At 51.2% G+C, this 26135-nt stretch carries 17 protein-coding genes and 1 pseudogene; 2 read left to right on the forward strand and 16 right to left on the reverse strand.

Going from position 1 to position 26135, the window contains the following annotated elements; all coding sequences use genetic code 11:
• Positions 1–8: 8 nt before the first annotated feature.
• Positions 9–2663, reverse strand: coding sequence for a glycoside hydrolase family 3 C-terminal domain-containing protein (locus AWM70_RS13220; RefSeq protein ID WP_068697112.1), 2655 nt, complete (start codon positions 2661–2663; stop codon positions 9–11).
• Positions 2664–2775: 112 nt separating this feature from the next.
• Entirely contained in the window at positions 2776–5886 is a 3111-nt protein-coding gene (locus AWM70_RS13225; protein WP_068697115.1) for an alpha-mannosidase, read from the reverse strand.
• A 276-nt stretch (positions 5887–6162) separates the two neighbouring features.
• Between AWM70_RS13225 and AWM70_RS13230 the strand changes: the two genes are divergently transcribed.
• Positions 6163–7275, forward strand: coding sequence for a GntR family transcriptional regulator (locus AWM70_RS13230; RefSeq protein WP_068697121.1), 1113 nt, complete (start codon positions 6163–6165; stop codon positions 7273–7275).
• Between the two features lie 148 nt (positions 7276–7423).
• On the opposite strand, the gene AWM70_RS13235 is transcribed toward AWM70_RS13230, so the two are convergent.
• From AWM70_RS13235 to AWM70_RS13255, 5 genes are all read right to left on the reverse strand, one after another.
• Positions 7424–9148 (reverse strand): extracellular solute-binding protein, encoded by a 1725-nt coding sequence (locus tag AWM70_RS13235; RefSeq protein WP_068697124.1) that lies wholly within the window; start codon positions 9146–9148, stop codon positions 7424–7426.
• A 56-nt stretch (positions 9149–9204) separates the two neighbouring features.
• A complete protein-coding gene (locus tag AWM70_RS13240; protein WP_237167710.1) occupies positions 9205–10122 on the reverse strand; it encodes a carbohydrate ABC transporter permease in 918 nt (305 codons plus the stop codon).
• Positions 10123–10128: 6 nt separating this feature from the next.
• Entirely contained in the window at positions 10129–11001 is an 873-nt protein-coding gene (locus AWM70_RS13245) for an ABC transporter permease (RefSeq protein ID WP_206093352.1), read from the reverse strand.
• Positions 11002–11651: 650 nt separating this feature from the next.
• Entirely contained in the window at positions 11652–11942 is a 291-nt protein-coding gene (locus AWM70_RS13250) for a GNAT family N-acetyltransferase (protein WP_335582133.1), read from the reverse strand.
• A 45-nt stretch (positions 11943–11987) separates the two neighbouring features.
• Positions 11988–13304 (reverse strand): replication-associated recombination protein A, encoded by a 1317-nt coding sequence (locus AWM70_RS13255; protein ID WP_068697129.1) that lies wholly within the window; start codon positions 13302–13304, stop codon positions 11988–11990.
• Between the two features lie 571 nt (positions 13305–13875).
• On the opposite strand from AWM70_RS13255, the gene AWM70_RS13260 reads away from it, so the two are divergent.
• A complete protein-coding gene (locus AWM70_RS13260; protein WP_068697133.1) occupies positions 13876–14187 on the forward strand; it encodes a CD3324 family protein in 312 nt (103 codons plus the stop codon).
• A gap of 256 nt (positions 14188–14443) precedes the next feature.
• Here the strand turns inward: AWM70_RS13260 and AWM70_RS13265 are convergent, their stop codons facing one another.
• The 9 genes and pseudogenes from AWM70_RS13265 to AWM70_RS13305 form a co-directional block, all read right to left on the reverse strand.
• The gene (locus AWM70_RS13265) at positions 14444–16636 is read right to left on the reverse strand and encodes a HelD family protein (RefSeq protein ID WP_068697135.1); all 2193 of its coding nucleotides are present in this window, start codon (positions 16634–16636) and stop codon (positions 14444–14446) included.
• 735 nt (positions 16637–17371) lie between these two features.
• Positions 17372–18139: a tRNA threonylcarbamoyladenosine dehydratase gene (locus AWM70_RS13275; protein ID WP_068697137.1), complete on the reverse strand. Its 768-nt coding sequence runs from the start codon at positions 18137–18139 to the stop codon at positions 17372–17374.
• A 36-nt stretch (positions 18140–18175) separates the two neighbouring features.
• Entirely contained in the window at positions 18176–19972 is a 1797-nt protein-coding gene (aspS, locus tag AWM70_RS13280; protein WP_068697139.1) for an aspartate--tRNA ligase, read from the reverse strand.
• 88 nt (positions 19973–20060) lie between these two features.
• Positions 20061–21305 carry a histidine--tRNA ligase gene (hisS, locus tag AWM70_RS13285; RefSeq protein ID WP_068697142.1) on the reverse strand — a complete coding sequence of 415 codons (1245 nt, stop codon included), beginning with the start codon at positions 21303–21305 and terminating at the stop codon, positions 20061–20063.
• Positions 21306–21891: 586 nt separating this feature from the next.
• The gene (locus AWM70_RS13290) at positions 21892–22350 is read right to left on the reverse strand and encodes a hypothetical protein (RefSeq protein ID WP_068697144.1); all 459 of its coding nucleotides are present in this window, start codon (positions 22348–22350) and stop codon (positions 21892–21894) included.
• A gap of 35 nt (positions 22351–22385) precedes the next feature.
• Positions 22386–22892, reverse strand: a complete 507-nt coding sequence (locus AWM70_RS13295; protein ID WP_068697146.1) for a type 1 glutamine amidotransferase domain-containing protein — start codon at positions 22890–22892, stop codon at positions 22386–22388.
• Positions 22893–23070: 178 nt separating this feature from the next.
• Positions 23071–23238, reverse strand: a complete 168-nt coding sequence (locus AWM70_RS23485) for a hypothetical protein (RefSeq protein WP_169823444.1) — start codon at positions 23236–23238, stop codon at positions 23071–23073.
• Positions 23239–23355: 117 nt separating this feature from the next.
• A complete protein-coding gene (gene dtd / locus AWM70_RS13300) occupies positions 23356–23802 on the reverse strand; it encodes a D-aminoacyl-tRNA deacylase (protein ID WP_083180304.1) in 447 nt (148 codons plus the stop codon).
• Between the two features lie 24 nt (positions 23803–23826).
• Positions 23827–26008: pseudogene (locus AWM70_RS13305) on the reverse strand (RelA/SpoT family protein).
• Positions 26009–26135 lie beyond the last annotated feature (127 nt).

The raw sequence follows: 26135 nt of genomic DNA on the forward strand, positions 1-26135 counted from the left end.
CAACTGATTTATTCAGGCCGTTCTCTCCCTTTTCCGTCGATAACAAGACTCTGCTTTAAGCGGATATCCTCGCTGGAGCTTCCAACCATAATTTCGAATTCACCTTCCTCGACGACCCATTCCCATTGTTTATTGAGCAATTTGAAGCTGTCGAAGCCTAGGTCGATTTCTACCATCGCCGTTTCTCCCGCCATGAGGGATAATCTTTGAAAGCCTTGCAGCTGCTTCATCGGCGTAACGATGGAACTGGTTACGTCGCGGATGTACAGTTGGGCCACCTCATCGGCCAAAGCGGCGCCGGTATTCGTAACGCTAAACGATACGCGGAAGCCGTAAGGCGAATCGAGCGCCGCAATCTTTAATTCCGAATAGGCGAACGAGGCGTAGCTGAGCCCATGCCCGAACGGGAACAACGCTCTGCGCGTGCCCTCCAGGTATTCCCCGCTGCCGCCCGGAAGCAGCGTGTAGTAACAGGGGGTGTGCCCCACGCTGCGGGGGAAGGAAATCGGCAGCTTCCCGGATGGGCTGACGAACCCGAATAACGTATCCACGATCGCTTTGGCTCCGAACTCCCCGCCGAACCAGGCCGCGAGGATGGCGTCGCAATGCTCGTTCTCGTAGCTGAGATCCACCGGCTTGCCGTTCTCCAGCACGAGGATCGTCGGTTTCCCGAGCGCGCAAACCCGCTCGATCAGCTCGCGCTGCTTGCCGTAGAGACGCAGGTCAGTCCGGTCCATCCCTTCGCCGCTGGTCATCTTGTCGTCGCCGCAGACAATCACGATCGTGTCGCATTCCTCGGCCAGCCTGACCGCTTCCTCCATGCGCCCGGTTCTGCTGTCCAGACAAAGGCTCAGCTGATTGCCGTTCACATCGCAGACGAATTCAACTTCCAGCTCATGCTCGGCTCCGTTCTCGAAAGTAAACTCGCATTCGGGAATTCTCATTTTATGGGCCCCGAAGCTCTCGATCACCGTCACACCATCTATTTTCACCCGAACGCTGTCGCCCGAGGTAAACACCAGCCGGCCGGTAAAGCGCTCGGCGTCCCCGAAATCACGGGTGTTCACCTTCAATTTGGCGGTCATGCGCACCGAGTAGCCTACAAAATCGAGATCGCGATGCGGTTTGGCCAAAATCCAGTTAAAGTTGATTCGATTCGCCCGGTCCTGCCCCACCGGCTCACCGGCAAAACGGCCGTTGTTGTAATAAGTCAGCGTTACTCCGTCCGTGTACCAAGAGTCGGGAATAAGGTCGATGTCGTATTCGGTGATGCCGCAGCCGTCGCTCTGCCGGACCGTCACCCCCGGAACGGCCTTAACGATCTCTTGATAAACGGAATGCACCTCATAGCCGTAAGGAACCGAGGAATAGCTGCCGATCCGCTGGTGTCCCGAACTTGGGCCGATCAAGGCGATGCTGCCGCCATTTCTTGGAAGGGGAAGAATGTCTGCTTCATTTTTGAGCAGGACAATCGACTCTCGGGCGGCCCGATAAGACAACTCTTTATGCTCATTGCAGCGGATGACCTCCCGGTATCGGTTCTCATCCGTAAAGGGGTGTTCAAACAGGCCCAGTTCAAATTTCACCCGGAGAATACGTCCTACGGCTTCGTCGATTGTGCTTTGCGAAACCCTGCCTTCAGTGACGAGCTGAACCAGCGTATCCTGCCAATAGGAATTCGGGAAATCGAAGCCCTGCACGTCCAGTCCGGCATTCACCGCCATCTCGATGCTGTCCTTGCTGTCTGCAGTCATGAAATGCTGCGTCTTGAGCCGGTTGATCGCTCCGAAGTCGGCGCGCACATAACCCTTCAGGCCGTAACGCTCCTTTAATACCTCACGCAAATAATGCCCGGAGGAGATTACCGCCTCCCCGTCGATGTTGTTGTAGGAAGCCATGGCGTTGTAAGCGCCGGCCTTCTTGATGCCTGCCTCGAATACCGGGAGATGGCTGGTCTCAATCTCGCGTACACCAACGCGGGCAGATGAACAGTTTGTGCCTCCTTCGGGAATGCCGTGTACGCAGTAATGCTTCGGCTCGCTGACGACCGCGTCCGGAGCGGAAATATCATCGCCTTGCTCGCCCGTTATGATGGCGTAAGCCATCGATGCTGACAAAAAGGTATCCTCCCCAAAGGTCTCCTCCACCCGCCCCCAACGGGGCTCCCGCGCCAAGTCCAGGTTGGGCGCCAAAATTTCGGCGATGCCGAGGCTGCGGGTTTCGGCAGCGATCGCATGGCCGATCTCCCGGACAAGCTCGGGATGAAACGTCGCTCCCATGTTGATCGGCATTGGAAACACAGTGGCCCCCGGATAGTTGATACCGTGCAGCGCCTCTCCGGTGAACAAGCAAGGGATGCCCAGGCGCGTTTTATCAACGAAATATTTTTGCAGCTTGTTCAGCACGCGGGGAGAGGAATAAACGTCGTGAACGAAGCCTATTCCGTTTTGCCCAATCCCGGCCTCCACCCGGTCCCAGTGGAAATCGGAATCCTCCGCCACGGCGCAAAAGTGTGCCTCATGTACTTTGGTGGCAAGCTCCACCCCGCGGATCATATCCATCTGGGCAACCTTTTCCTCCAGCGTCATAAGGGATAAAAGATTCTCCACCCGTTCTTTAACCGGTAAATTTGCGTTGCGGTACGCATATTCCTGTGATTTCACGGTACGATCCGTCCTCTCTTTGATCGAATATTATAATAGTAATAGTAAGTACCCCATGCCGCCTGCGACCCGGTAATCGGACAAAGCGGACGGCTGGGGCTGCATTTTTTATTTAGTAAGTAACTTTTACCGTTTTGATTTCGAACGGCCGGAAGACCAGTTCGGACTCACTTTTTCCGTTCAACGGCTCTACGGTTTCTTCCAGCATGTTGGTTATTTCCTTTGCTTTGGCCTGACCGCCAAGGGTCAGCTTTGTACGCGTGTAGGTTCCTTCCGCTTCGTATAAACGAAGGATGAACGCACGCTCAGCGTCCTCGCATGGTTTTATCGCTTCGATCAGCACATTGTCGGCGTCGACACTCGCAAATTGGTTTCCATCGACTTTACCCTTGACGACAATCGGCCGGACGTTCAGCTCATAAGCCGGGTGGATGACTGAAGCCGCGCCGAAACCCTCGTCATGCGGATAGAACGAATAAGTGCAGGCGTGCACGCCTTTGTCTCCGCGGAAATCAGGACGCATACCGCCTTTATGCAGGGTCAGCCGCATTTCGCCGTCCTGTACGGAAATTCCGTATTTGCAATCGTTGAGTAGGGCGACTCCGTAACGATTCTCCGACAGATCGCTGTATTTGTGATTGACCACCTCAAACATGGCTTTCTCTTCACTTGTGTTCCGCGTTGTAGGGCGGCGCAGATATCCGAACTGCACCTCCTGGCGGACAAAATCAGTCAGAATGGACGTGCTGAACGCCGTTTTCAGCAAACGGTGTTCGTCCTGCCAATCCATAACGGTCTCGAACCGTACTTCCGGGCTCGACGCAAAGAAAATCATATCCTGTCGCAAAGTCGAGCGCGCCGACAGCCGGTACTGGCTGCGAATCCGGAATTCAGCTGCTCCGTCAGCGACGATCTGGCGGGACAGCAGCTTGGCGGAAGGTGCCAGCTTCAGCTCGATGTCGGCGTCTATATCCCAGTTATCCCAAGCCTGAGGGACGTCTTCAGCCATCAGGAACGTATTGAGCGGTTGCCCGTCGCCGCGCAGCTCCCGGCCGTTTCTTTGATCCACGAACGAAGCGATATAACCCTCTTCATCAAAAATCACACGGGCGAACGGCGTTTGCAGCGTATCTCCGGCATATGCGAACGGCGAAACACCTGCCGGCTTGCCTGGAACCAGCTTCAGAGAAACCGCCGACAGCGCCGGGACGGTCAAACCGGATACGGCAAGCATACGTTTGCCTTCGAGGTCCTCGACTATCTGCTGCACATAGCTGCCTTCGACCTGCCAATCCCCGTCGACAGGCAGATAGACCGTGTCCGTACGGTCAAAAGACAGCGTATTGATGATGGACATCGTTTGCGCTTCCGGACGCACGGTGATTCGTTCGTGCAGCAGCTCATTTCCCGTTTGCAGCAGTTCAGTCATTTCCGTAAGGGCCTGGTCATGCGCCTTCGGAATGGAGGTGCCGGGCAGCGTGTCATGAAACTGGTTCACGAGCAGCGTTTCCATCAGCGGGCGAATGCCTTCGTCAGAGGCAATACGGCCGGACTGAACCGCTTCGCGGACCGTAACGTACTCGAGATCCCGCAGCAGGAACTCGGCCTTGCGATTATTGCGTTTGATGTTGTGCTGGTTCGTCAACGTTCCACGATGCAGCTGCAAGTACAGCTCACCGGTATGGGTGGACGGATTCACGACCGACTGCTCGAGCTGTCTCATGAATTCTCCAGCCGTGATGTGGGCAGAGCGGGGTACGCCTTCCAAATCCTGAACCCGGCGGGCCATTTCGATCATTTCAAACTGCGGACCGCCGCCGCCGTCGCCAAACCCGTATGAAATTAGCCGCATGTTGTTCACGGTTTTCTCGCGGATCGGGTCGCGGCTGTGTTTGCCGTCCACGACGTAGTCGATCAGGCTAGCTGCGTCAGGCCATAGATGCGTTTTGTTGAAATGGGTGAGCACCTTCGTTCCGTCGATGCCTTTCCAGTAAAAAGTTTCATACGGAAAGTCCGTGGTGTCGTTCCAGCCCAGTTTGGTCGTCAGAAAATAATCGACGCCGCAGCCTTTCATGATCTGCGGAATAGCCGCACTGTATCCAAAGGTATCGGGAAGCCAGAACGCATTGGAGGTGTAATTGAAGTGCTCCCGGGTATAGCGCTGTCCCCACAGAAACTGGCGGATCATCGATTCCCCCGAGGTCAGATTGCAGTCGCATTCCACCCACACCGCGCCGTTTGGCTCATATCTTCCTTCCTTCACCATTTGGGAAATATCTTCGAACAGGGCAGGGTAATGCTTGCGGATCATTTCGGTATGGTAAGAGGAGCTTTGAATAAACTTGTATTCGGGATAACGCTGCATGAGGCTGATCTGGTTGGAATAAGTGCGGGCACATTTCTTAATCGTTTCATCCCGATACCACAGCCAAGCCGTATCCATATGCGAGTGGCCGATCAAGCCGGCGAACGGTGCGGACGCAGAGTTCGTAGCCTTGAGCGCCTTCTTGAGATAAGGACTCGCTTTCCGCAGCGCGGCGAAAAAGTCCTCCGGTTCGACCGCCTCATACGAATAGTACAGCACCTTATGTACTTCCGTTAACGCGTTCACGACCTCGGCCCGCCGGAAACTGTTGGCGTCCAATTCGGCGACGAGCTGGTTAAGCGTTTTCAAATCAAAATAGAACTCGGCGATCTCCTCGTTCATCAGGCAGATTTGGACGCCGCCGTATTCATAGTCAAAACTGCGCATTCCGAGTTCTTCGAAAGGCGTACAGCCCTTAACATAATGCCCGGCGTAATATTCGATAGCGATATCGATTACCTCGCCCGCAGCCGCATTTTGCTTGAGCAGATCGCAATAGTGGTTGCCATGTCCCGTTACGACAATTTTGCTGGCAAAGGTGCCGAAGGGTTTGTTGTTCACCCACAGCAGCGCCTCATAACCCCCGATTTCCGGTTTGATGTAGAGCGCCTTCCCTGCATATCGCGAAGGAACGGTGTAGGTTCCTTTAAACCAGCAATAGGTTCCTTCACCTTGATAATGGTCCCCGGGCAAGCATTCCTCGAACCTGCTGTCGTCCGGAATATGGTGCCACTGCCGATCGGTGTGGAATTTGCGCATGACCACCTGGTCAATCGTTTCAAAGATCAATGGCTCCAGCGTCGTTTCAAACCGCGTTAATTTGCGCAGCATGCGGTCGATCTGCTTTTCATTCAGCATAATCCTTTCACCCTCCTGCTTAATAATAGTAATAAGGCCTAGAATATTTTCTATTTGATATATCATATTATTTCATTTTACCAGCCAAAATACAATTCAATTTATTTAAAAAGCTTGCGGGTCATATTCGATATCTCTCCCTCCAATTCCCGGCATAAACTTATACGCATAAGATCAACAGTAGGCACATGTTTGACAAAATGTTATACTTAGGATATTTCAAAGAGTAGCTGCACCAGCAAAAATACAATAAAAAATACAATATCGGAGATAAACATGCCAAAACAAACGAACAAATTATTATATCAAATCATAAAAGATGAAATTCTCTCCCGGATCGAAAATCAACAGTTTTCCTATGACGAGCCGATCTGCACGGAGAAAAGTCTGTCAGAGCAATACGGTGTCAGCCGCATTACCTCCAAACGGGCGATTGACGATTTGGAGAATGAAGGTGTGCTTTACCGCAAACGCGGAGTAGGCAGTTTTGTACGCCGTCCGGAGCCTGGAGAATCCCCCTCCCCAAGCGGAACCCCTTCCGCAGAAGTTCGGACAGGGGGGAAAACCGTGCCTCTGATTCTTCCATTTGCCCAGTTCCAGGGAGGCATCTTCCGCATTGTCGAAGCGGCGACCAAACGGCTCGAGAACCATGACTATCATCTCGCCGTCCACATCTGCGAGCCGGATGACCAAAAGATGAGAAGCTTGCTGCTTCACTTGTATTCGCAGCATGTCGAAACCCTCATTTGGTATCCGAAGGGGAAAGAAATGTATCTCGATATTTTAAAAAAATTTACGGATGACGGAACACGCGTCATCATTCTGGATAAACCGCACGATATCAGCTACTTGAGCAGCGTAGTCTGCGATAATTTCGGGGGAGGCTATCAGCTGACCAGCCATCTGATCGACTACGGTCATCGCAACATCGCTTATCTGTCAGGGATACCGGTCAGTGAAGTGCCCAGTTTGTCCGACCGCTTCAAAGGCTTCTCGCAGTGCATGAAAGACCGGGGTCTTGAAGTGAATCCCGAATTTCTGAAAATCGGTCTGAGTTCCGACTACCATATGCTCAAACATGTCGTCAACGGTCTTTACAAATCAGGGGTTACCGCAATCGAATGCGAAAACGACGAGGTGGCCTTCAATGTCTACATGTGCTGCCGGAGTCTGTCTATCCAGGTCCCTGCGCAAATGAACATCACGGGGTTTGATAACATCGAATGGGCAGTAACCGGCAGTGCACAAATTACGACGGTCGACCAAAATTTTGCCGCCATCGGCGAGGAGATCGCCGATCTCATTTTGAGTGGCGATCCGAAGCCCGTATCCAAGACGGTGCCCGTGCGCCTCGTGCCAAGGGCATCCACCGGGCCGACGAACGCCTAAGGGAGACCGGGAGGGAAGTACTGTCAATCGTTGCGAACAGAAAGAAGCCTGGCCGCTATTTTTGAAAGCCGAGGTGTGGAAGTTCTTCCATGCCCCGGCGATCGCTTTAGCGGTCAGGCTCTCCTTTTCATTTACAAGAATAACGTGCTTATTCTGAATACTCCGCTGCTAAGTCCTCCGCCTTCTTGTACTCATCCGTATACCATTTCACAAAATCATTGATCCCTATTTTATCCGCATCGGAGATCATTTTATCCTTGAGCTCATTATATTCGGCATCGTTTTTGGCAAGCACCATCTTCCAGGAGTTAGTCTTGACAACATCCCCGATTCTGGAGGAAAGAACCACCATATCGTCGCTCAGGGTAGGATAGGTTGCTACTGTCTCCGTTTGTGTTTTGTCTGCGTTCTTAGTAAGATAGCTGTTCATATCATAAGCTCCATAGTCGGCTTGCCAGTCAAGTCTGAGCTTGGTATCGGCAGGGGCATAAGGCGATTTATCCCAAAATACATTCCCTACCGCAGCGCCGTCTTCCGGGTTTATGCTGGAGCCCCAGAAGGCAAGCGCATTCAGCGGTGAAGCCCCCTTCGCATAGGTTTTGCCGTCAGCAAACACATCGTCAGGATGCTGCTGGATATCAAAGTATTTTTGTGTCAAAGCAGGTTTGCCATTGGCGTCGATATCCCATGTAACGCCCTTAGGACCATTTTCCGTCGTGCGTGCAGCATCGAATGAATAATTCCAGTTGACAAATTCCATGGCTTTTTCAATATTCTTGGAAGACGCACTCACAGACATCGTCCACGGAACACCTACCGGCTGCAAAGCCGTACGCGTTCTTGTGTAACCAAGCGGAAGCGGCATAAACCCGATGCCTTGATTTTGTCTTTCCACAGTAGAGAAATCGCTGGTGCCCCAACCATCAAGAGCAAACAATACTCGGCCTGCAGTTGTTTTAGCAACGGCATCGTCAAAACGCTGCGTAATGGAATCAGGGTCCAGCAGCCCCATTTGGTTGGCTTGATAGAGGAAATGCAAGAAGTTCATATAAGCGCTGTCGTCACTCAGTATGGATTCAACCTTAGACTCTCCACCCACGTTATGAATTTCTACCAGAGATTTTTCATCGGGAATTTTACTGCCCATATAAGGCGCTGCAAACATCCCCATGGTCATATAGGACTGGTCCCAGTCCTTCCAGATGGACAAGCCGTAAACTTTCTGTCCGTCGGCATTTGTGGGTTCGGCATCCTGCATCTTCTTCAAAACGGCCAGCAGGTCATCCAGCGTATTGACTGGCGGAGCGCCAACTTTTTTATACAAATCGTACCGGATAAACGGGCCGCTATCTCCTTTGGTTTCAGGATCTGTCTTGATCTTTGTGCCAACGCCGTAAGATTTGCCCTTTCCTCCGCTCAAGTTATCCGCGTAATACTTCAATGAAGTTGCCGCATTGGCATAAAGATTCGGGACAAGCTCCTTATAGTCATCGTATGCGGCGAGCATATTAGCATCCACTGCATTCTGCACCTGCTTATAATCCTTGAATACAACGATATCCGGAAGACTTCCGCTCGCCATCATCGCCTGCAGCTTCTGTTCGCCCTGATCACCGGTAGGCAAAAAGTTCAGCGTTACGCCTGTAGCCTTCTTAACCTCCTCCGCCCACCAGCCCGTCGCTACGCCCGATTCATTGCCCGGCAAGCTTAATACGGTAAGCTCAACATTGTCTTTGGAACTGTTTGTACTTGCAGTGCCAGCATTAGGCGAACCCGAGCTATTGGCATTGTTAGGTGCATTGCCGCTGCAAGCCGCCAAGGTGGTCAGCATCACACCCGCAAGCAAAAAGGCCAAAACTTTTCTCCGAATCATCTAAGTACCCCCTGAAATTTTATTTGTATTTCCCAAATAGGGAATTACATATGTTGTTATCCTTTAACAGCTCCGAGCATGATACCGTTTACAAAATACCTTTGTAAAAATGGGTAGACACATAAAATAGGGATCACGACGACCATCGATATCGTCATTTTGACGCCTGTCGGCGTTAAAACCGTGGCCAGATTTACCTGTGAACCGGCCGCCGCCGCTTGTCTCAGCGAGTCTGCCAGCGCATTGGACTCATTCAAATACTGATACAGCATATACTGCAAGGAGTAATATTTCGGATCCGTCATTAAAAACAGCGTATCGGTAAATGAATTCCACTGGCCTACTGCAGAAAATACAGCCAGGGTTGCGACAATCGGCTTGGATAACGGCATGATCAGCCGTGCATATTTGGTCATATATCCCGCTCCGTCCATATCCGCCGATTCCTCCAGGGACGAGGGAATGCTCTCTACATAGGTTTTGAACAAAATCAGGGAAAACGGAGCTACAATAGACGGGATGATATAGGCTAAAAAGTTATTTAAAAGCCCCAGGTTCTTCATATTGATATACCACGGTATAATTCCTGCATTAAAATACATGGTAATCAGGACAAAACGGTACCATATCTTTCTTTTCCAGAATTCGGGCCTGCTAAAGGCATAGCCCAGAAACGTCGTGCCTACCAAAGTCAGCACCGTTCCCAAAACCGTTCTTCCGACTGAAACCAGGACGGAATTGAACAGCCCGTCGATTTTGAGGATCTGAATGTAGTTTGCAAAATGAATCCCTTGGGGCAGCCAGACAATAAGACCTTTTGTCACCAGCGTATTATCGCTGATTGTATTGATGAACAGATAATAAAACGGGATCACGCAAGTAAGAGTAAATAACGTTAAGACTACATAATTGATAGAATTGAAAACATAATCACCCGTTGTTAATTTGTACTTCAAATCCTTCATTCCTTTCATTTAGAATTACATGACGGATTCCCCTCTGGTGATCTTCGACAGGAAGTTTGCAAAGAACAGCAGCAAAACGCTGACTACCGATTTCAGCATGCCAACTGCGGTAGCGAAAGAATAATCGTATCCCACCATTCCCTGATTGTAGACATAAAGATCCAAAACCTCGATGGAGTCTTTATTCATAGCATTTTGGAAGACGAAATATTGCTCCATCCCGTTATTCAGCAGGTTGCCGATCGACAGCAATAAAAGAACAAAAAAGGTGGGCAGCAAGCCTGGAATCGTGATATGCCAAGTCATTTTTAACCGGCCCGCCCCGTCAATCCTGGCCGCTTCATACTGTTCAGCGTCAATATTGGTCAATGCGGCAATATATATAATTGCGCCCCAGCCCAGGCCCTTCCATATTCCGTAACCCAGCATGGTAAGCCATACATGATTACCGGATGCCAGAAAATTGATGCCTTCATCCCGGATTCCGTTATTGATCAGTATTCGGTTTAGAAGGCCGTCATTGGTAGAAAACATGGCATAAGCAATGGAATAAACCAGAACCCAGCTGATGAAATTTGGGATGGTTACCAATGTCTGAATGGTTTTTCTGAATCGCAGATTTCTTATCTCTGATAGGAGTATGGCGAAGATCATAGGAAACACAGAGGTCACGATGCCCAGAAAGCTCATTCCGAGCGTGTTTTTCATGACACGTAAAATATTGGTTACCGCGTAATGGTCTGTAAACATCATTTTGAAATTTTTAAGACCGACAAAATCAGTGGAAAACAAATCCCTGCCCGCTTTGTAATCATAAAAGCTGTAGATCCATCCATAAAGCGGCATGTAGGAAAATACAAATACCAGGATCAACAGCGGCGAAGACATAAGAAACAGTCTAAAACCCTGTTGATTCAGCAGCCTTTTAAAACCAACCATTTGCATACCCCCATTTATTTATTCAAAAATACCTAATGACAGTGTGCTGCATGACAAACAGATAAAGGTATATATTTGTTTGAAAAAAATCACCCTCACCAAATCGCAAAGTTTGACAGCGTTTTCATTTATTTTGAAAAAAATTGGGGGTTCCAACCCCACTCCAAACATGTTACTTTTGCGATCTCATTTGTTATATTAAAGTATAGATTTATTGAGTTGTTTGTCAATAGCAAAGAACTCAAATTTTAACTATAATCAATATTTTATTTTGTCCGCCTGATTTTGTATTATTATGATATAATAATCACGTATATCCTGCTCCATTTTTAGCTTGTTTATATATATCATACTCTTGACTTTCCCTTGCCTACAATTTACGCAATAGGGCTGCCCTGAACGCAAAAAAAAACCAAAGAGCTAAGTGAAAATAGATCGCTTGGCTCCTTGGTTCTTACGAATAATATCCTATTTGGTTATGGAGGGTGTTCCAAGGACTACTTCAGGGACACCTCTTTTTGATGTAAAAGCCGAAAGAATTGGGATGCGGTGATAACATAATCCTGGAACCCTACACTTCACCCATGATTCATGCTTGTTTAAATGAGCTTCGCCATATAGAATTCGTCCACATATTGCCCATCGACATAAATAGAATCTTTTTTGGTACCCTCGACCTCAAAACCTGCCTTCCGGTATAAGGCCAGCGCCCGCTCGTTATGGGCCATCACCGTCAGCTCCAGCCTGTGAATATCGTGATCGGCCGCCCACTTCTCCATCTCTGCAAAAAGACGGGTCCCAATCCCCTGACCGCTGTAAGACTGTAAAATTCCGACCACCAGATAAAGCGTGTGGCGGATCCTCCTCGGTTCCGAACCAAATGCGCCCAAAAACCCGACCAGGCTGCCGTCAGCCCAGATTGATTACTTTCCCGGTTACTGCCCATCCTGTCTGCGGCGCAGCTCTTGATTATGTTTGATCTTCGCTTCGCTGCCCTGCTCGGTAGCCTGGTAGAAATTCATCCCGTCTAGCTTGTCCGGCAGATACTGCTGCTTCACATAATGCCCCGGAAAATGGTGCGGGTACTGGTAGCCGACATGGCCCAGCTTCACCGCCCCTTTGTAATGGGCATCCCGCAGATGCAGCGGAACTTCCGCCGACTTCAGCTCGTCCATCGCGTCCATCGCCCGCGAAATCGCCATTACCACGGCGTTCGATTTCGGGCTTTCTACCGCGAACAAAATCGCCTGCGCGATGTTCAGGCGGGCTTCAGGCCATCCGTTGGTCCGGTAAGCGTCGAGCGCGCTGACCGCCTGCACCATGGCCTGCGGGTTGGCGAGCCCGATGTCCTCGCTGGCGGCGGCGATCAGCCGCCGCAGGAACACCATCGGGTCCATGCCCAGTTTCTCTACCGCGTAGAGAAACCAGAACAACGCGGCGTCGCTGGAGCCGCGGATGCTCTTGTGGAACGCAGACAGTACATCGTACTGCGTAGACTCATCCGCCTTGACGATCGGGCGGCGGATCGATTCCTCGGCCACGTCCAGCGTAATGTGGACGGTGCCGTCTTGCTCCGGCGGCGTCGTAAGCGCCGCCAGCTCCAGCGCGTTCAAGGCGCGGCGGATATCGCCGTTCGCCATGGACGCGATATGCAGCAGCGCTTCCTCGTCCACGCGCAGCTGCATAAAGCCGAGGCCTTTCTCCTCGTCCACCAGCGCCCGCCGCATCGCGGCGAGCGAGTGCTCCTTGGTCAAGGCCTCCAGCTGGAACAGCGTCGAGCGGCTCAGCAAGGCCCCGTTCACGTAGTGGAACGGGTTCTCCGTCGTCGCGCCGATAAAGATGATCGTGCCCCGCTCCACGGCGGGCAGCAAAGCATCCTGGCGGGCGCTGTTAAAACGGTGCACCTCGTCCAGGAACAAAATCGTTTTGGTGCCGTACAGCGCTTTGGCATCCTGCGCCCGGTCAATCACCTCGCGGACGTCCTTGACGGAAGCGTCCACCGCGTTCAGGCGCACGAATTCTCCCTGCGTATGCCGGGAAATGATGTGCGCCAGCGTCGTTTTGCCGCAGCCCGGCGGCCCGTAGAGCAGGATCGAGGACACCTGATCCGCTTCGATCGCCCGGCGCAGCAGCTTGCCTTTGCCGATAATATGTTCCTGTCCTATATATTCATCAAGCGTTGTCGGCCGCATCCGGTCGGCTAACAGACCCATCCCGGCTTCCGGCTGCTCGCTATAAGAAAACAAATCCATGTCATCCGTCACTTCCTTAAGTTGCATTTATAAAATAAGAGTTCCTTAACTTTTAATGGAAAAGCGCGCTAAATACTCCTTCTTATTCTATCATACCGCAGGGTGAAAGAAATCTCCGGAGATAACGTATACATGTCCGCAAATTCCGCTTCCGCTTCCCCTAAAGCCCGGTTTTAGTAGCACCTTCGGTCTTTCTCCAAGTCACCCGGCAGCCATTTTCGCAATAAATGTTTATAAACATTCTTTCACTTTCCTTTCCTCCGGGGATATGAGTTAATAATAAGTGTCCGGCCGGGCAAATCGCTGGGAAAGGAGTTGATCGATTTGAATACAGCATATGAGGTGGTTTCCGCCTAACAGCGGAAGCCGCTATTCCGGGAGGCCCCAAAGGCCTCCCTTATTACTTCCAAAAAAGTTCTTTACCATCCGCATACAATTTCATTTATAATAAATCCATCATTAAAGGTTTCACCAATTCCAAAATTACCGAAAGGAGGAAGCGTAAACATGACCACTTTTAACAAGACAATCGTTGCAACCGCCGTACAATGTTTTAAGGAGGAAATGAAACGTGAACTACAAAAATGGGAAGGATGTGCTTCCCCCTAGGCTGCTGAAAGAACTTCAGGATTACATACAAGGCGAACTTGTCTACATTCCGAAATGTGACAAGAAACGCGCCCTCTGGGGTGAAATCAGCGGCTCGCGCAAACTGATTGCGCGTCGGAACGAGGAAATTTACCGTTCGTATTGTGCGGGGAACGACGTGGAGGAGCTCGCCGAGTCCTACCATCTGTCGATCGACAGCATCCGTAAGATCCTTACCAAAATGCGCTCAGCCCAACGGGCGGCGGCCACAGCCGCAGTAGGCGCGCATAAATAATCCAATGCACATGACAAATACCTTTTTATTCATCAAAAATAGAGCGCCGCAAGCTCTGCCCCCCTCTTTCGTAATCGGGTTCCGAAGAGAAGCAGGCCCCTGTGCGGCGCACGAATATACTTAAGCCCTTGCCTTTCCACGACGGGAAGCGCAAGGGCTTAAGTTTTTTATGCAAGTATGCGGACCTCTCGAATCTCGTCCGTTTAAGCTTTTTATTTTAGGCTTTTATTTTAAACTTTTATTTCGAGCTTCTATTCTAAGCTTTTTTCTCCTCCGGCCACACCGTCAAAGCGATCTCCGGATCCTCTGCTGCGACATAAGGCGGCAGTTCGCCGGAGGACAGCAGCCACAGCTCATGCAGCGCACGGGTGCAGGCGACGTACAGCAATTTGGCGTCCTGCTCGCCGTAATGCTCTTTATCTACATCAGTGACCAGGACGGCGTCGAACTCCAGGCCTTTGGACAAATAAGCCGGCAGCACCGACATCCCGCCTTGATACTCACTGCTGCGGCCGTCGATCAGATTCAGCTCCTTGCCAAGCCCGGCCAAAGCAGCGTGCAGCTCTTCCGCCTCCTGCAGCGTTCTGGTCAGCAGCGCCGCCGTCCGGTAAGGCCCCTGCATGACGCGGTCAAGCGCGGCGGCAATCCACTTCACGCGGTCCGTCAGATCGATGCTCAGCACCCGTACCGGCTCCGCGCTGCGGAAGACCGGCACGGCCAGCAGCTCGGTATCGACGCCGCGTTTGAGAATTTCATTCGCGAACAAGATGATTTCCATCGTCGACCGGTAGCTGCGCGTCAGCGCAAAATAAGCCGTTTCTTCAGGCGTGAACAAACTCTGCATCTCTTCCCATTTCCGTACGCCCCGATAATAGTGGATGCCCTGCGACAAATCGCCCAGAATCGTAAAGGAATGCCCTTTGACGAATTTGTCCAGCACCGCCACCTGCAGCGGGGAAAAATCCTGCGCCTCGTCAATCACGACGTGGTCAAACCGCTGCCCGCCGCGGATTTCATCCAGTGTGGCGAACAGGTATAACAATCCGGCAAGGTCTTCTTCCCGGAATTTATTCTTTTTCAAATCGCCTGACGTCTGCTTCAGGATTGGCTGCGGGATTTGCTGAGCCAGTTCATCCAGCTCGGCCTGCAGCGGCTCCGCTGCACCGGCGAGTTTCTTCGCGCCGAACAACGCTTTGTAAACGGCAGCCGGCGACAGGTCCGGCCATTTTTTGGCGTAGGTTTTTTCACGCTGGGAAGCTTTCTTCTTGCGATCCTTAAGAGCAGCTGCCGACGGGGCTTTCTTCAGCTCCATTTCGATCCAGCGGTGAATCCGCGCCAAAGTCCGTTCCTTCCGGCGGACCAGCGGATAAGGTTTATATTCCTCATCAAACCACTGACGGATCTTTGTTTCCTTCAATACCGCACCGTCCCATGGAGAAAAATCCCCCTCAGGCAGGCAATATCTCTCCAGCCGCTTGACCGTTTCCTCCAGCAGGTCCCGGAAAACCATCGAACCTTTGAAACGCCCCGGCAATAGCTGATCGTCCAAGCGGCCTGCGCCCGGCTGATCGAACCCTTTTCTTAGCTCGAACCACTTTCCGAGCTCATCGGGCCCATCCATCGGCGTTTCATCCAGCTCAAGCACATCCGATGCCCAGTCGCTGAACGTATTTTGCTGAATATCGCCCACGCCCAGCTCCGGCAGCACGTCGGAAATATAATCGATAAACATTCGGTTCGGCGCAAAAATGACCATCCGGTCTGCCGCAATCTGTTCCTTGTATTGATAAAGCAGGTAAGCCAGCCTGTGGAGGGCCACCGTCGTTTTGCCGCTTCCCGCCACGCCTTGAATAATCAGCGCCGTATTGCGGGCGGCACGGATGATCTGATCCTGCTCGGCCTGAATCGTCGACACGATGTCGCGCAGCCGGTTATCCTTGTTCTCCCCGAGACGGTACAGCAAAAATTCATCTGAGACGGCAGGGCCGCCGTCATCCCGGTTATAGGTGTCCACCACCCGTTCGAGGATCTGTTTGCGAATCATGACGTTCCTTTTTAAATAAACAAGGCCTTCAATCAATCCTTCAGGCGCTTCATAGGAAGCCGAGTCCCCTCCGGTAAAAGAATAAAACAAACTGGCCACCGGAGCGCGCCAGTCAATGACAAGCGGCTTCTCGCCTTCGCCGCCTACCCCGTTTTTGCCGATGTAAAGCGGCATGCGATTTCCGTTTTTCTCTTCAAAATCCAGCCGTCCGAAGTAAGGCTCCTGCACCGACTGGGCCAGCCCTCTGCGCGCTGATTCCCTGCCCGATTCCAGCACCTGTTCCGTGTAATCATTGCCCGTGTAGACAGGCACCGCCCGCAATCTCGCCAATTCGGCTTCGATCGTGGCTAACGTTCGGTCCAGGTGTTCCTTTTCCTCTTGATAGGCACTTTGAAAATCGTCCATTTCAGTTACCTCCTAAGATTGGTATGGGTCTTATGGCGACAGGTCAATTGCTCCTGAACCAAAGAACATCCATTATATCACTTGGCAGGGGAAAATGGTACCGCATGAATCGGGTTACTCCCTCAACCGTCATGTCTTAAATTCGCCATGCATTGACTTCTCGTGTGGCCTTAAGGTAATTTACAGATACGAATAAAGAAAATATTGCTTCCAAGAACTAGATCTGAAGTTGCACGCAATCGCCCAAGCAGTAAGCCTGCTCAAAAAATACTGAGAAGGTGATCCTTTGAACAAAGTGTTCTTCTCGATAAGTTTATTCTTGTTCATTTTGATTTTTCTTTTTGTTTACTATCAAAGTTTTTCTTTCAAAAACGAAGTCTCCAACTATTTAATTCATGATAAAGGTTTTTCTAGCAATGAAGTCAAAAAAATAACAACCCATATCAGCAAGGCACCTGTAATAAGCGCTTCTGTCATTTTCTCTGATGAACCCTCGGCGAGATACTTTTATAAAAAAGAAAGGGGGCAGTTTATTCAATACAGCTGTGCTCCAGTGAAGGGGATAAATCTTGAATATAAGTATAAACATTGTGAAAATCCATGATCAACGTTTGCTGCCTCTGCCAACGCAAAAACACCTCCAAGATGGTCACCCTGTCTTACGACATGGCTGCATTCTCTTGAAGGTGTTTTAATTTCTTTGACGCTTTGCTGCTGTTCTTCTAAGCTTTGTTTCTATTCTTTGTTCCTATTCTTTTCGGCCGCTTCCAGCAGTTCTCTTACAACCACGCTGACCATAATCAGACCAACAGTTGGCGGTACAAAAGAGTTGCTCGCCGGCGGCTGCTTCGCCTTGCGGATTTCCGGCGCGTTTTCCGGCACGATTTTCTCCGTAACCTCTTTGCGCGGCTTCACCGGCGTTTCGGTCGAGAAGACGACCTTAACGCCTTTTTTGATGCCTTCCTCTTTCCGCAGCTTGTTGCGGATGACACGGGCCATCGGGTCCGTATGCGTCTTGGAAATATCCGCAACAAGGAATTTGGTCGGGTCCATCCGGTTCGCCGCGCCCATGCTGGAGATCAGCGGAATGTTCCGTTTCAGGCATTCCTTGATCAAATGGATTTTGTACACAATCGTGTCGGAGGCGTCGATGATATAATCCGGTTTCAGCTCAAACAGCTGCTCGTACGTTTCCTCCGTATAGAACATATTCAAAGCAATCGCATCGCAGTCGGGATTAATCTGCTTCACCCGATCGAGCATAACGTCGGCTTTCTTCTGGCCGACCGTAGTGGTCAGCGCCGGAATCTGCCGGTTGACGTTGGTGATGTCGACCGTGTCCTTATCGATCATGATAATCCGGCCGATCCCGCCGCGGGCCAGCGCTTCGACGGCCATAGAGCCGACGCCGCCGACGCCGAGTACGGCGACGGTGCTGTTTCGCATGACCTCAATGCCTTCGGCGCCGATAGCCAGCTCCGTTCTTGAAAATTGGTTGCGCATGGGGATGATGTTCCTCCTTTTTCCGATCCTGCCTGCTTAAGCCTTGGCTTCTTCAGCGGTTTTCTTCACCGTTGGCGCCAATTTGATGTGCAGCTGTTCAAGCTGGGATTGATCGACTTCGGACGGCGCGTTCATCATCAGGTCGGTGGCGCTTGCCGTTTTCGGGAATGCAATCGTTTCGCGCAGGTTCGTGCGTCCGGACAGCAGCATCACCAGACGGTCGAGGCCGAAGGCCATACCGCCATGCGGAGGCGTGCCGTATTCGAAGGCATCCAGCAAATAGCCGAATTTGTCTTTCGCTTCCTCTTGCGACAAGCCGAGGGCTGCGAACATTTTTTCCTGGATTTCACGTTTGTAGATCCGCATGGAACCGCCGCCCACTTCATAGCCGTTAAGCACGATGTCGTAGGCTTGTGCCAGCACCTGGTCAGGGTTCGTATCGAGCAGATGCAGATCCTCTTCGCGCGGACGCGTGAACGGATGGTGCAGCGCTACATAACGTTTGGCATCTTCATCCCACTCAAGCAGCGGGAAGTCTACTACCCAGGCAAATTTGAACTCGTTTTCGTTGATCAGCCCAAGCTGTTTGCCGATTTTGAGGCGGAGTGCGCCAAGCACGTCGGCTACGACTTTTTTCGTGTCGGCAGAGAAGAGCAGCAGGTCGCCTTCTGCGGCACCGGTACGTTCCTTCAGGGCTTCGATTTCTTCAGGCGTAAAGAACTTCACGATCGGGCCTTTGAACTCGCCTTCCTTAACTTGAATCCAGGCCAGACCTTTGGCGCCATAGCGGGCCGCAAACGGCCCCAGGTCGTCGATTTCTTTCCGGCTCCAGGTGCCGCAGCCTTTGGCGTTCAGCACTTTGACTTCGCCGCCTTTTTCGATTACGGAGGCAAATACCTTCACACCGCTGCTTGCCACCAGGTCACTTACTTGGATCAGCTCAAGGCCAAAACGCAGGTCCGGTTTGTCGGAGCCGTATTTGTCCATTGCTTCGGCATAAGTCAGGCGCTGGAACGGAAGCGGAATGTCCACGTTGATCGTCTCTTTGAACAGGCGGGCCATCAGCTGCTCCATCATGCCCAGCAGTTCGTCCTGGCTCAGGAAGGAGGTCTCAAGGTCAACCTGGGTGAACTCAGGCTGGCGGTCGGCGCGCAGGTCCTCGTCGCGGAAGCAGCGGGCGATTTGGAAATAACGTTCGATGCCGCTGACCATCAGAAGCTGTTTGTACAGCTGCGGAGATTGCGGCAGGGCGAAAAATTCGCCTTCATGCACCCGGCTTGGCACGAGATAGTCGCGTGCGCCTTCCGGAGAGCTTTTGGTCAAAATCGGCGTTTCAACTTCAAAAAATCCTTGCTCGTCCAGGAAGTCGCGGAAAATCTTCGAAGCTTTGGAACGCAACCGAAGTGTATTTTGCATTTCCGGACGGCGCAGGTCCAGGTAACGGTATTTGAGGCGGAGCGATTCGTCGACTTCAATGCCGTCCTCAATAAAGAACGGAGGGGTTTTGGCCGTGTTCAGCACTTCGATTTCCGTAATTTGCACTTCCACTTCACCTGTAGGCAGGTTAGGATTGACGGTTTCAGGGCTGCGTTTCACGACTTTGCCGGTCACGGACAACACGTATTCACTGCGCGCACGGTCGGCAATGGTCAAAGCTTCGCCCGAATAAGCCGGGTTAAAAACGATCTGTACAATGCCGCTGCGGTCGCGCAGGTCAATGAACAATACGCCCCCCAAGTCGCGGCGGGTCTGCACCCAGCCGTTCAGCGTTACCGTTTCTCCGATTTGGGCCTCTGTGATCTGGCCGCAATGATGTGTCCTTGTCTTAGACATACAATTAACTCCCTTTTATATAAATTTGATTGATCTAAACCATTTACTTTTCATTTCTTCAGCTTCATTTCATATGGCGCTTCACAATTTATTTCAGCTCATCAGCCAGCTCGGACAGCTTCACCGTTCTCTGCTCGCCGTTCTCCATCGACTTCAGCGCAATTTCGCCGCGCGACAGCTCGTCGTCGCCCAGAATCGCCGTGTAGCGCGCCTGCATCCGGTCCGCTGATTTCATTTGGGCTTTCATCTTCCGGCCCAGATAATCGCGTTCCGCCGAGAAACCGGCCTGCCGCAGCTTGAACAGCTGCTTGGTGATCTCCTGCTCGGCCGCTTTGCCCAGCGCTACCAGGTAGACGTCCAGCGGCTTGACTGCCGGCACTTCCACGCCTTGGTTTTCCAGGATGAGCTGAATCCGCTCCAGGCCGATGCCAAGCCCGATGCCTGGCTGGTCCGGACCGCCGACTTCGCCGACGAGGCCGTTGTAGCGGCCGCCGCCGCCCACAGTGTCAATAGCGCCGATGCCTTGCGCTTTATACTCAAAGGCAGTAAGCGTATAGTAGTCCAAACCGCGAACAAGACGAGGATTTACGGCGTAATCAACGCCCATTTCGTCGAGATACTTTTTGACCTGCTCAAAATGGGTGCTGCACTCCTCATCCAGACTATCCAGGATCGACGGCGCGTTGACGAATTTCTCCTGGTCCGTTTTGCAGTCCAGCACGCGCATCGGATTCCGGTGAATCCGGGACTGGCAGTCCTTGCACAAGCTGTCCTTCATCGGCAGCAGGAAGTCCAGCAGCTTCTCGCGGTAAGCGGCCCGTACGGCGGCATTGCCGACGGAGTTCACTTCCACCTTGACGCCTTTCAGGCCCAGCTCGATGCAGAACTGATAACCCAAGGAGATCACTTCGGCATCAATCGCCGGATCCGTGGCGCCAAACGCCTCAATCCCGAACTGATGGAACTGGCGCTGACGACCTGCCTGCGGACGTTCATACCGGAACATCGGACCGATGTAATAAAGCTTGCTCACATCAGGTTCACCGTACAGTTTATTTTCAACGTAGGAACGGACCACGCCGGCAGTCCCCTCCGGACGAAGCGTCATGCTCCGTCCGCCTTTATCTTCAAACGTGTACATTTCTTTCTCAACAATGTCCGTAGTTTCGCCGACGCCGCGTTCGAACAGGGAAGTTTGCTCAAAAATCGGCGTCCGAATTTCCCGGTAATTAAATCTGCGGCACAAATCGCGTGCTTTTTCCTCTACGAACTGCCATTTCTCTACAGTACCCGGAAGCAGATCCTGAGTGCCTGTCGGTTTTTGAAAAGCCATCGTTAGTTCCTCCACTTTCTTGTCTCGGTATAGGAAACTTGAATTTTTACCATATAAAAAATCCCCCGCCTCTGATGCTTAACGCAACAGGGACGAGGGACCTGATTATTTAGTCACCCGTGGTGCCACCCACATTCCGGCCGATTGCCTAACCACCTGCAACCAGTCGCTTTAACACGGTTAACGCCCGTCTACGCCATACGGCTACTGCAAGGTTCGCCGCAGGTTCTCCAGGAGGTCTTTCGTTCAATCATCTACGGAATTCTTCCAGCCTGCCCCGCAATCCGAACGTTGTACGTTCCTTGCGGTTCCGGAATTCCTCTCTGTGGTAGTGGGGTTGAAGTACTTTGTCCCTTCGTCGAAATTCGAAATATCGAATATAACTGTTATTGTTAGATTTTAAGGAACTAAAGGAACAAAGTCAAGAAAGAAACAAGAAAAAAACCTGCTTCATTCAGCAGGTTCAACAGCATATATTAAAAAAGGGGGTCATGCCTTTATTATAAACAGCCAATATTACAAAGAAACAGTTGCAATATTACAGTTATATTACAAAGAGGCAAGCGCTTCCCCTAATTCGCCTCAATTAATCAAAACGTTCTACATAGGCCCCTTCCGAACGCAGCTTCTGCACGACTTCCTCATACTGCTGCTCGTTCACCCGGGCGCTTAATACATATTGAAGATCATTATAATCGTCATTTGAGATCGGATAGGTGCCAAGCTCTAGATCATCCTGCTCGGGACGGTCTTCACGCCGATCCCGCTCGGCTTCCGTATCGTTATCCTTGACGTTGTTAAGCGGAATAGCGCTTTGCGTCGTATAAACGCCCCCGCTGCCTCCTCCTGCCGTCTGTGCTCCGCCCGCATACATCCCCGGGGTGCTTCCGACTGGAGCGATCGGAATCAAAATTTCGCGGTCGTTGCCGATGCCGCCTTCAAGACGGCCTACCTCCAGATTCTCCAAAGAATACCCGATCAAACGGGTTCTGGCAGATTCGGCATCATCTTCGGTTTTAAAATACGCTTGAATATGCCTGGACATGAATATCACTTCCTTTTCTTTTTTTGGGGGTATATTCACAGCACCTTCAGCAGTTCCCGAACAAACGCGGGCTCATCTTTAGGAGTACGGGAGGAAATGAAGTTGCAGTCCACCACGACTTCCTCATCGACAAAATTAGCACCGGCGTTCACCATATCATCCTGAAGCGGAGGATAAGAAGTGATCGTTCTGCCTCGCAGCAAACCTGCGCTGGCCAGAATTTGTGGCCCATGACAGATCGCCGCTACCGGTTTTTTGGAGGCATCAAACGCCTTGACAAATTCCAGTACGTTCGGATCCAGCCGCAAATTTTCCGGCGAAGAGCCGCCCGGGATCACCACGGCATCGTAATCGTCTGCTTTAACGTCCGTAATGGCTTTGTCTGTTGTATATTCAGCTTTGCCTTGCTTGCCTTTTAAAGTTTCGCCGGCTTTGAGCCCGATGATATCTGCTTCATGTCCGGCCTGTTTTACTTCATCGTAGGGTACCTGCATTTCGGAATCTTCGAATTCGTTAGCGAGTAAAAAAGCTACTTTGCTCATCGTATATCGTTCTCCTTTCCAGCGGTGTTAATCTTATGTTCATGTTGTTATTACCCTTCCTGCTTAGGTTTCTAACAAGTCCTCCTCTCAGCTTATGGCAGGGAGGAATATCCTCTACGGGAAAAAAGCATCCCGGTCTCAGGACGCCCTAGTTATGAATCCGGTCATAAGGTCCGGCTCAGGAACGGCTTCCCCGGTTTGGGCCGCTGTTCCTCGGCCTGTTCCCTTGAAGCGCTGTTCCCGGCTTTTCCCCGGCGATTCGGCCGAGCTCAGCCGCTTCCCGAATATGGCCCGGGAAATAAAGCGCGCCCGAATAGCAAGCAGCAGGTTTATCCGATTGTCGCAATGAGAAGAACCCCTTTACCAAATTTCATTCTTTTAAAGAATGCCCGAAATAAAAAACCTCTATGCGGTTACGGCATGGTCATAGCCATAACGCTGCATAAAGGTTCAAATTTCGCGATTATTTCTGTGGGCTTTCCACCCAGAACGTCACAGGTCCCCAATTCACGAGCTCAACGTCCATTTCAGCCCCAAAACGGCCGGTTTCCACCGTCAGCCCTTTGGCGCGCAGCAAGTCGTTAAAGCGGTTATAGAGCGGCTCAGCCTTGTCTCCGCCCGCTGCTTGGCTGTAGCTCGGCCGTTTCCCCTTCCGGGTATCCCCATATAACGTAAATTGGGATACAGACAGGATGCTGCCGCCCACATCCAGAACGCTGAGGTTCATTTTCCCGTCTTCATCATCAAAAATCCGCAATCCGGAAATTTTCTCCACCAAATAAACGGCGTCCGCTTCCTGATCGTCATGGGTAACCCCGACAAGCAGCGCCAGTCCCGTGCCGATCTGGCCTGTAATTTCGCCTTCCACTGTGACCTGCGCCCGTTTGCAGCGCTGTACAAGTACCCGCATGTTCCAACCAATCTCCTTGCTTGATTATTGCATAATCCGGTGAACGGAATACACATCCTGTACCCGTTTGATTTTTTTCAACGACAGCCTGTAAATGATCTGTATTGCGAATGAGGATCGTCATATGGATCAGCGCCAATTTGTTTTTATCCGAGCGGCCCGAAACAGCCGAGATATTCGTTTTGCTTTCCGACACAGCCTGAAGCACTTCATTCAGCAGGCCTCTGCGGTCATGTCCGGTGATCTCAATATCCACGCTGTAATTAGCTTCAACAGCGTCTTCCCATTCCACATCGATTACACGTGCTGCTTCTTCTCCGTCGTCGCCGGCCGGAATGTTCGGACAATCCTTCCGGTGTACGGATACACCGCGGCCCCGAGTAATATAACCGATAATGTCGTCGCCCGGAACCGGATTGCAGCAGCGCGCAAAGCGGACCAGCAAGTTGTCGACGCCCTTGACCTTAACGCCGTTAGTCGGACGATGTTTCTTCTCATCCGGCTGGGCTTTGACTTCCTTCACTTCCGAGGTAAGCTCGATCTGCCCCGCTTCTTCCTGCTCCTTGCGGAGTTTCTCCGTGAGCTTCGTACAGCATTGGGCGGCGGTTAATCCGCCGAAACCAATGGCCGACAGCATATCCTCAATGTCGTTAAAAGCAAACTTGCGAGCAACATCAAGCAATTTGTCATCCGTCATTAAGGAAGAAGGTTCATAACCGGCGCGTTTCAATTCCCGCTCAATTAAATCTCGACCTTTTTCGACATTTTCTTCGCGTTTTTCTTTCTTGAACCACTGCTTGATCTTGCTCCGCGCATGTGAAGACTGCGCAATTTTGAGCCAATCCTGGCTGGGTCCATAAGAATGTTTGGAGGTTAAGATCTCGACGATGTCCCCGTTCTTGAGCTTATGGTCGAGCGGCACGATCCGCCCGTTGACCTTAGCCCCAATCGTCCGGTTGCCGACCTCGGTATGAATCCGGTAAGAGAAATCGAGAGGAACGGAGCCCATAGGCAGTTCGATGACTTCCCCTTTTGGTGTAAAAACAAAAACCAGATCCGAGAAGAAGTCCATCTTTAGGGATTCAACAAATTCAGAAGCATCCTGGGCTTCATGCTGCAGCTCCAGAATCTCTTTAAAAAACGGCATTTTGCTTTCCGGTCCTGTCGTGTCTCCTCCGCCTTCTTTATAAGCCCAATGGGCAGCGATACCGAACTCGGCCGTTTTGTGCATTTCCCACGTCCGGATTTGCACCTCTGTAGGCTCGCCGTTAGGACCCACTACAGTCGTATGAAGGGATTGATACATATTCTCCTTCGGCATGGCGATATAGTCCTTGAACCGGCCGGGCATCGGCTTCCAAAGCGTATGGATGATGCCAAGCGTCGCATAACAATCCTTGATATTGTCAACGATAATGCGAATAGCAAACAGATCATAAATTTCGTTGAACTGTTTGTTTTTACTCGTCATTTTCTTATAAATGCTGTAAATATGTTTTGGCCGGCCGGACAAATCGGCCACCACGCCCATTTCGTCCAGCTTCTCGGAGATGCGCGAAATAACGGAATCGATAAAGGCCTCGCGTTCCGCACGTTTCTTATGCATTAAATTGGCAATCCGGTAATACTGCTGCGGATTCAAATAACGAAGCGCAATATCCTCCATCTCCCATTTGATCGCGGAAATACCGAGACGGTGCGCAATGGGGCAAAAGATTTCCAGCGTTTCATAAGCAATCCGGCGCTGGCTTTCTTCGGACTGGTATTTCAATGTCCGCATATTGTGGAGCCGGTCCGCAAGCTTGATCACAATAACCCGGATATCCTGAGCCATCGCAATAAACATCTTGCGGTAGTTCTCATTTTGCTGCTCTTCCTTCGACTGGAAGCGGATGCGTTCCAGCTTAGTCAGACCGTCAACCAGCATTGCGCAGCCGCTGCCGAATTGCTCTTCGATTTCCTGGAGGGAAACCGTCGTATCTTCCACTACGTCATGCAGCAGGGCCGCAATAATGGACAAGACATCCATGCCCATATTAACGACAATATCCGCTACAGCGAGCGGATGAAGAATATAAGGTTCTCCCGATTTGCGGACTTGACCATGATGAGCTTGTTCGGCGAATTCGTACGCTTCGCGGATGCGGTTCAGATCAGCTTCTGTAATATAGGCCGACGCCTTTTCAAGTAATCGCTGTATACCCATTGAATCGTTGTCGTTTCCTTTCTATTCATAAATGAACAACCATGAGAACGCTCCATTGCAGCACATGATAACAACTCGTTCATTTATACGTAAAATAGGTTAATTCCGTCCATTCAAATTGAAATAT

The organism is Paenibacillus yonginensis (assembly GCF_001685395.1).
Classification (GTDB): Bacteria; Bacillota; Bacilli; order Paenibacillales; family Paenibacillaceae; genus Fontibacillus; species Fontibacillus yonginensis.

Excerpts from the sequence above, each read along its gene's own strand:
- AWM70_RS13230 (WP_068697121.1), top strand. The coding sequence starts at position 6,163 with ATGCCAAAACAAACGAACAAATTATTATATCAAATCATAAAAGATGAA.
- AWM70_RS13275 (WP_068697137.1), bottom strand. The coding sequence starts at position 18,139 with ATGCGCAACCAATTTTCAAGAACGGAGCTGGCTATCGGCGCCGAAGGC.
- hisS (WP_068697142.1), bottom strand. The coding sequence starts at position 21,305 with ATGGCTTTTCAAAAACCGACAGGCACTCAGGATCTGCTTCCGGGTACT.
- AWM70_RS13290 (WP_068697144.1), bottom strand. The coding sequence starts at position 22,350 with ATGTCCAGGCATATTCAAGCGTATTTTAAAACCGAAGATGATGCCGAA.
- aspS (WP_068697139.1), bottom strand. The coding sequence starts at position 19,972 with ATGTCTAAGACAAGGACACATCATTGCGGCCAGATCACAGAGGCCCAA.
- AWM70_RS13225 (WP_068697115.1), bottom strand. The coding sequence starts at position 5,886 with ATGCTGAATGAAAAGCAGATCGACCGCATGCTGCGCAAATTAACGCGG.
- AWM70_RS13240 (WP_237167710.1), bottom strand. The coding sequence starts at position 10,122 with ATGAAAGGAATGAAGGATTTGAAGTACAAATTAACAACGGGTGATTAT.
- dtd (WP_083180304.1), bottom strand. The coding sequence starts at position 23,802 with ATGCGGGTACTTGTACAGCGCTGCAAACGGGCGCAGGTCACAGTGGAA.
- AWM70_RS13235 (WP_068697124.1), bottom strand. The coding sequence starts at position 9,148 with ATGATTCGGAGAAAAGTTTTGGCCTTTTTGCTTGCGGGTGTGATGCTG.
- AWM70_RS13265 (WP_068697135.1), bottom strand. The coding sequence starts at position 16,636 with ATGGACGATTTTCAAAGTGCCTATCAAGAGGAAAAGGAACACCTGGAC.
- AWM70_RS13245 (WP_206093352.1), bottom strand. The coding sequence starts at position 11,001 with ATGTCTTCGCCGCTGTTGATCCTGGTATTTGTATTTTCCTACATGCCG.
- AWM70_RS13255 (WP_068697129.1), bottom strand. The coding sequence starts at position 13,304 with ATGGATTTGTTTTCTTATAGCGAGCAGCCGGAAGCCGGGATGGGTCTG.
- AWM70_RS13295 (WP_068697146.1), bottom strand. The coding sequence starts at position 22,892 with ATGAGCAAAGTAGCTTTTTTACTCGCTAACGAATTCGAAGATTCCGAA.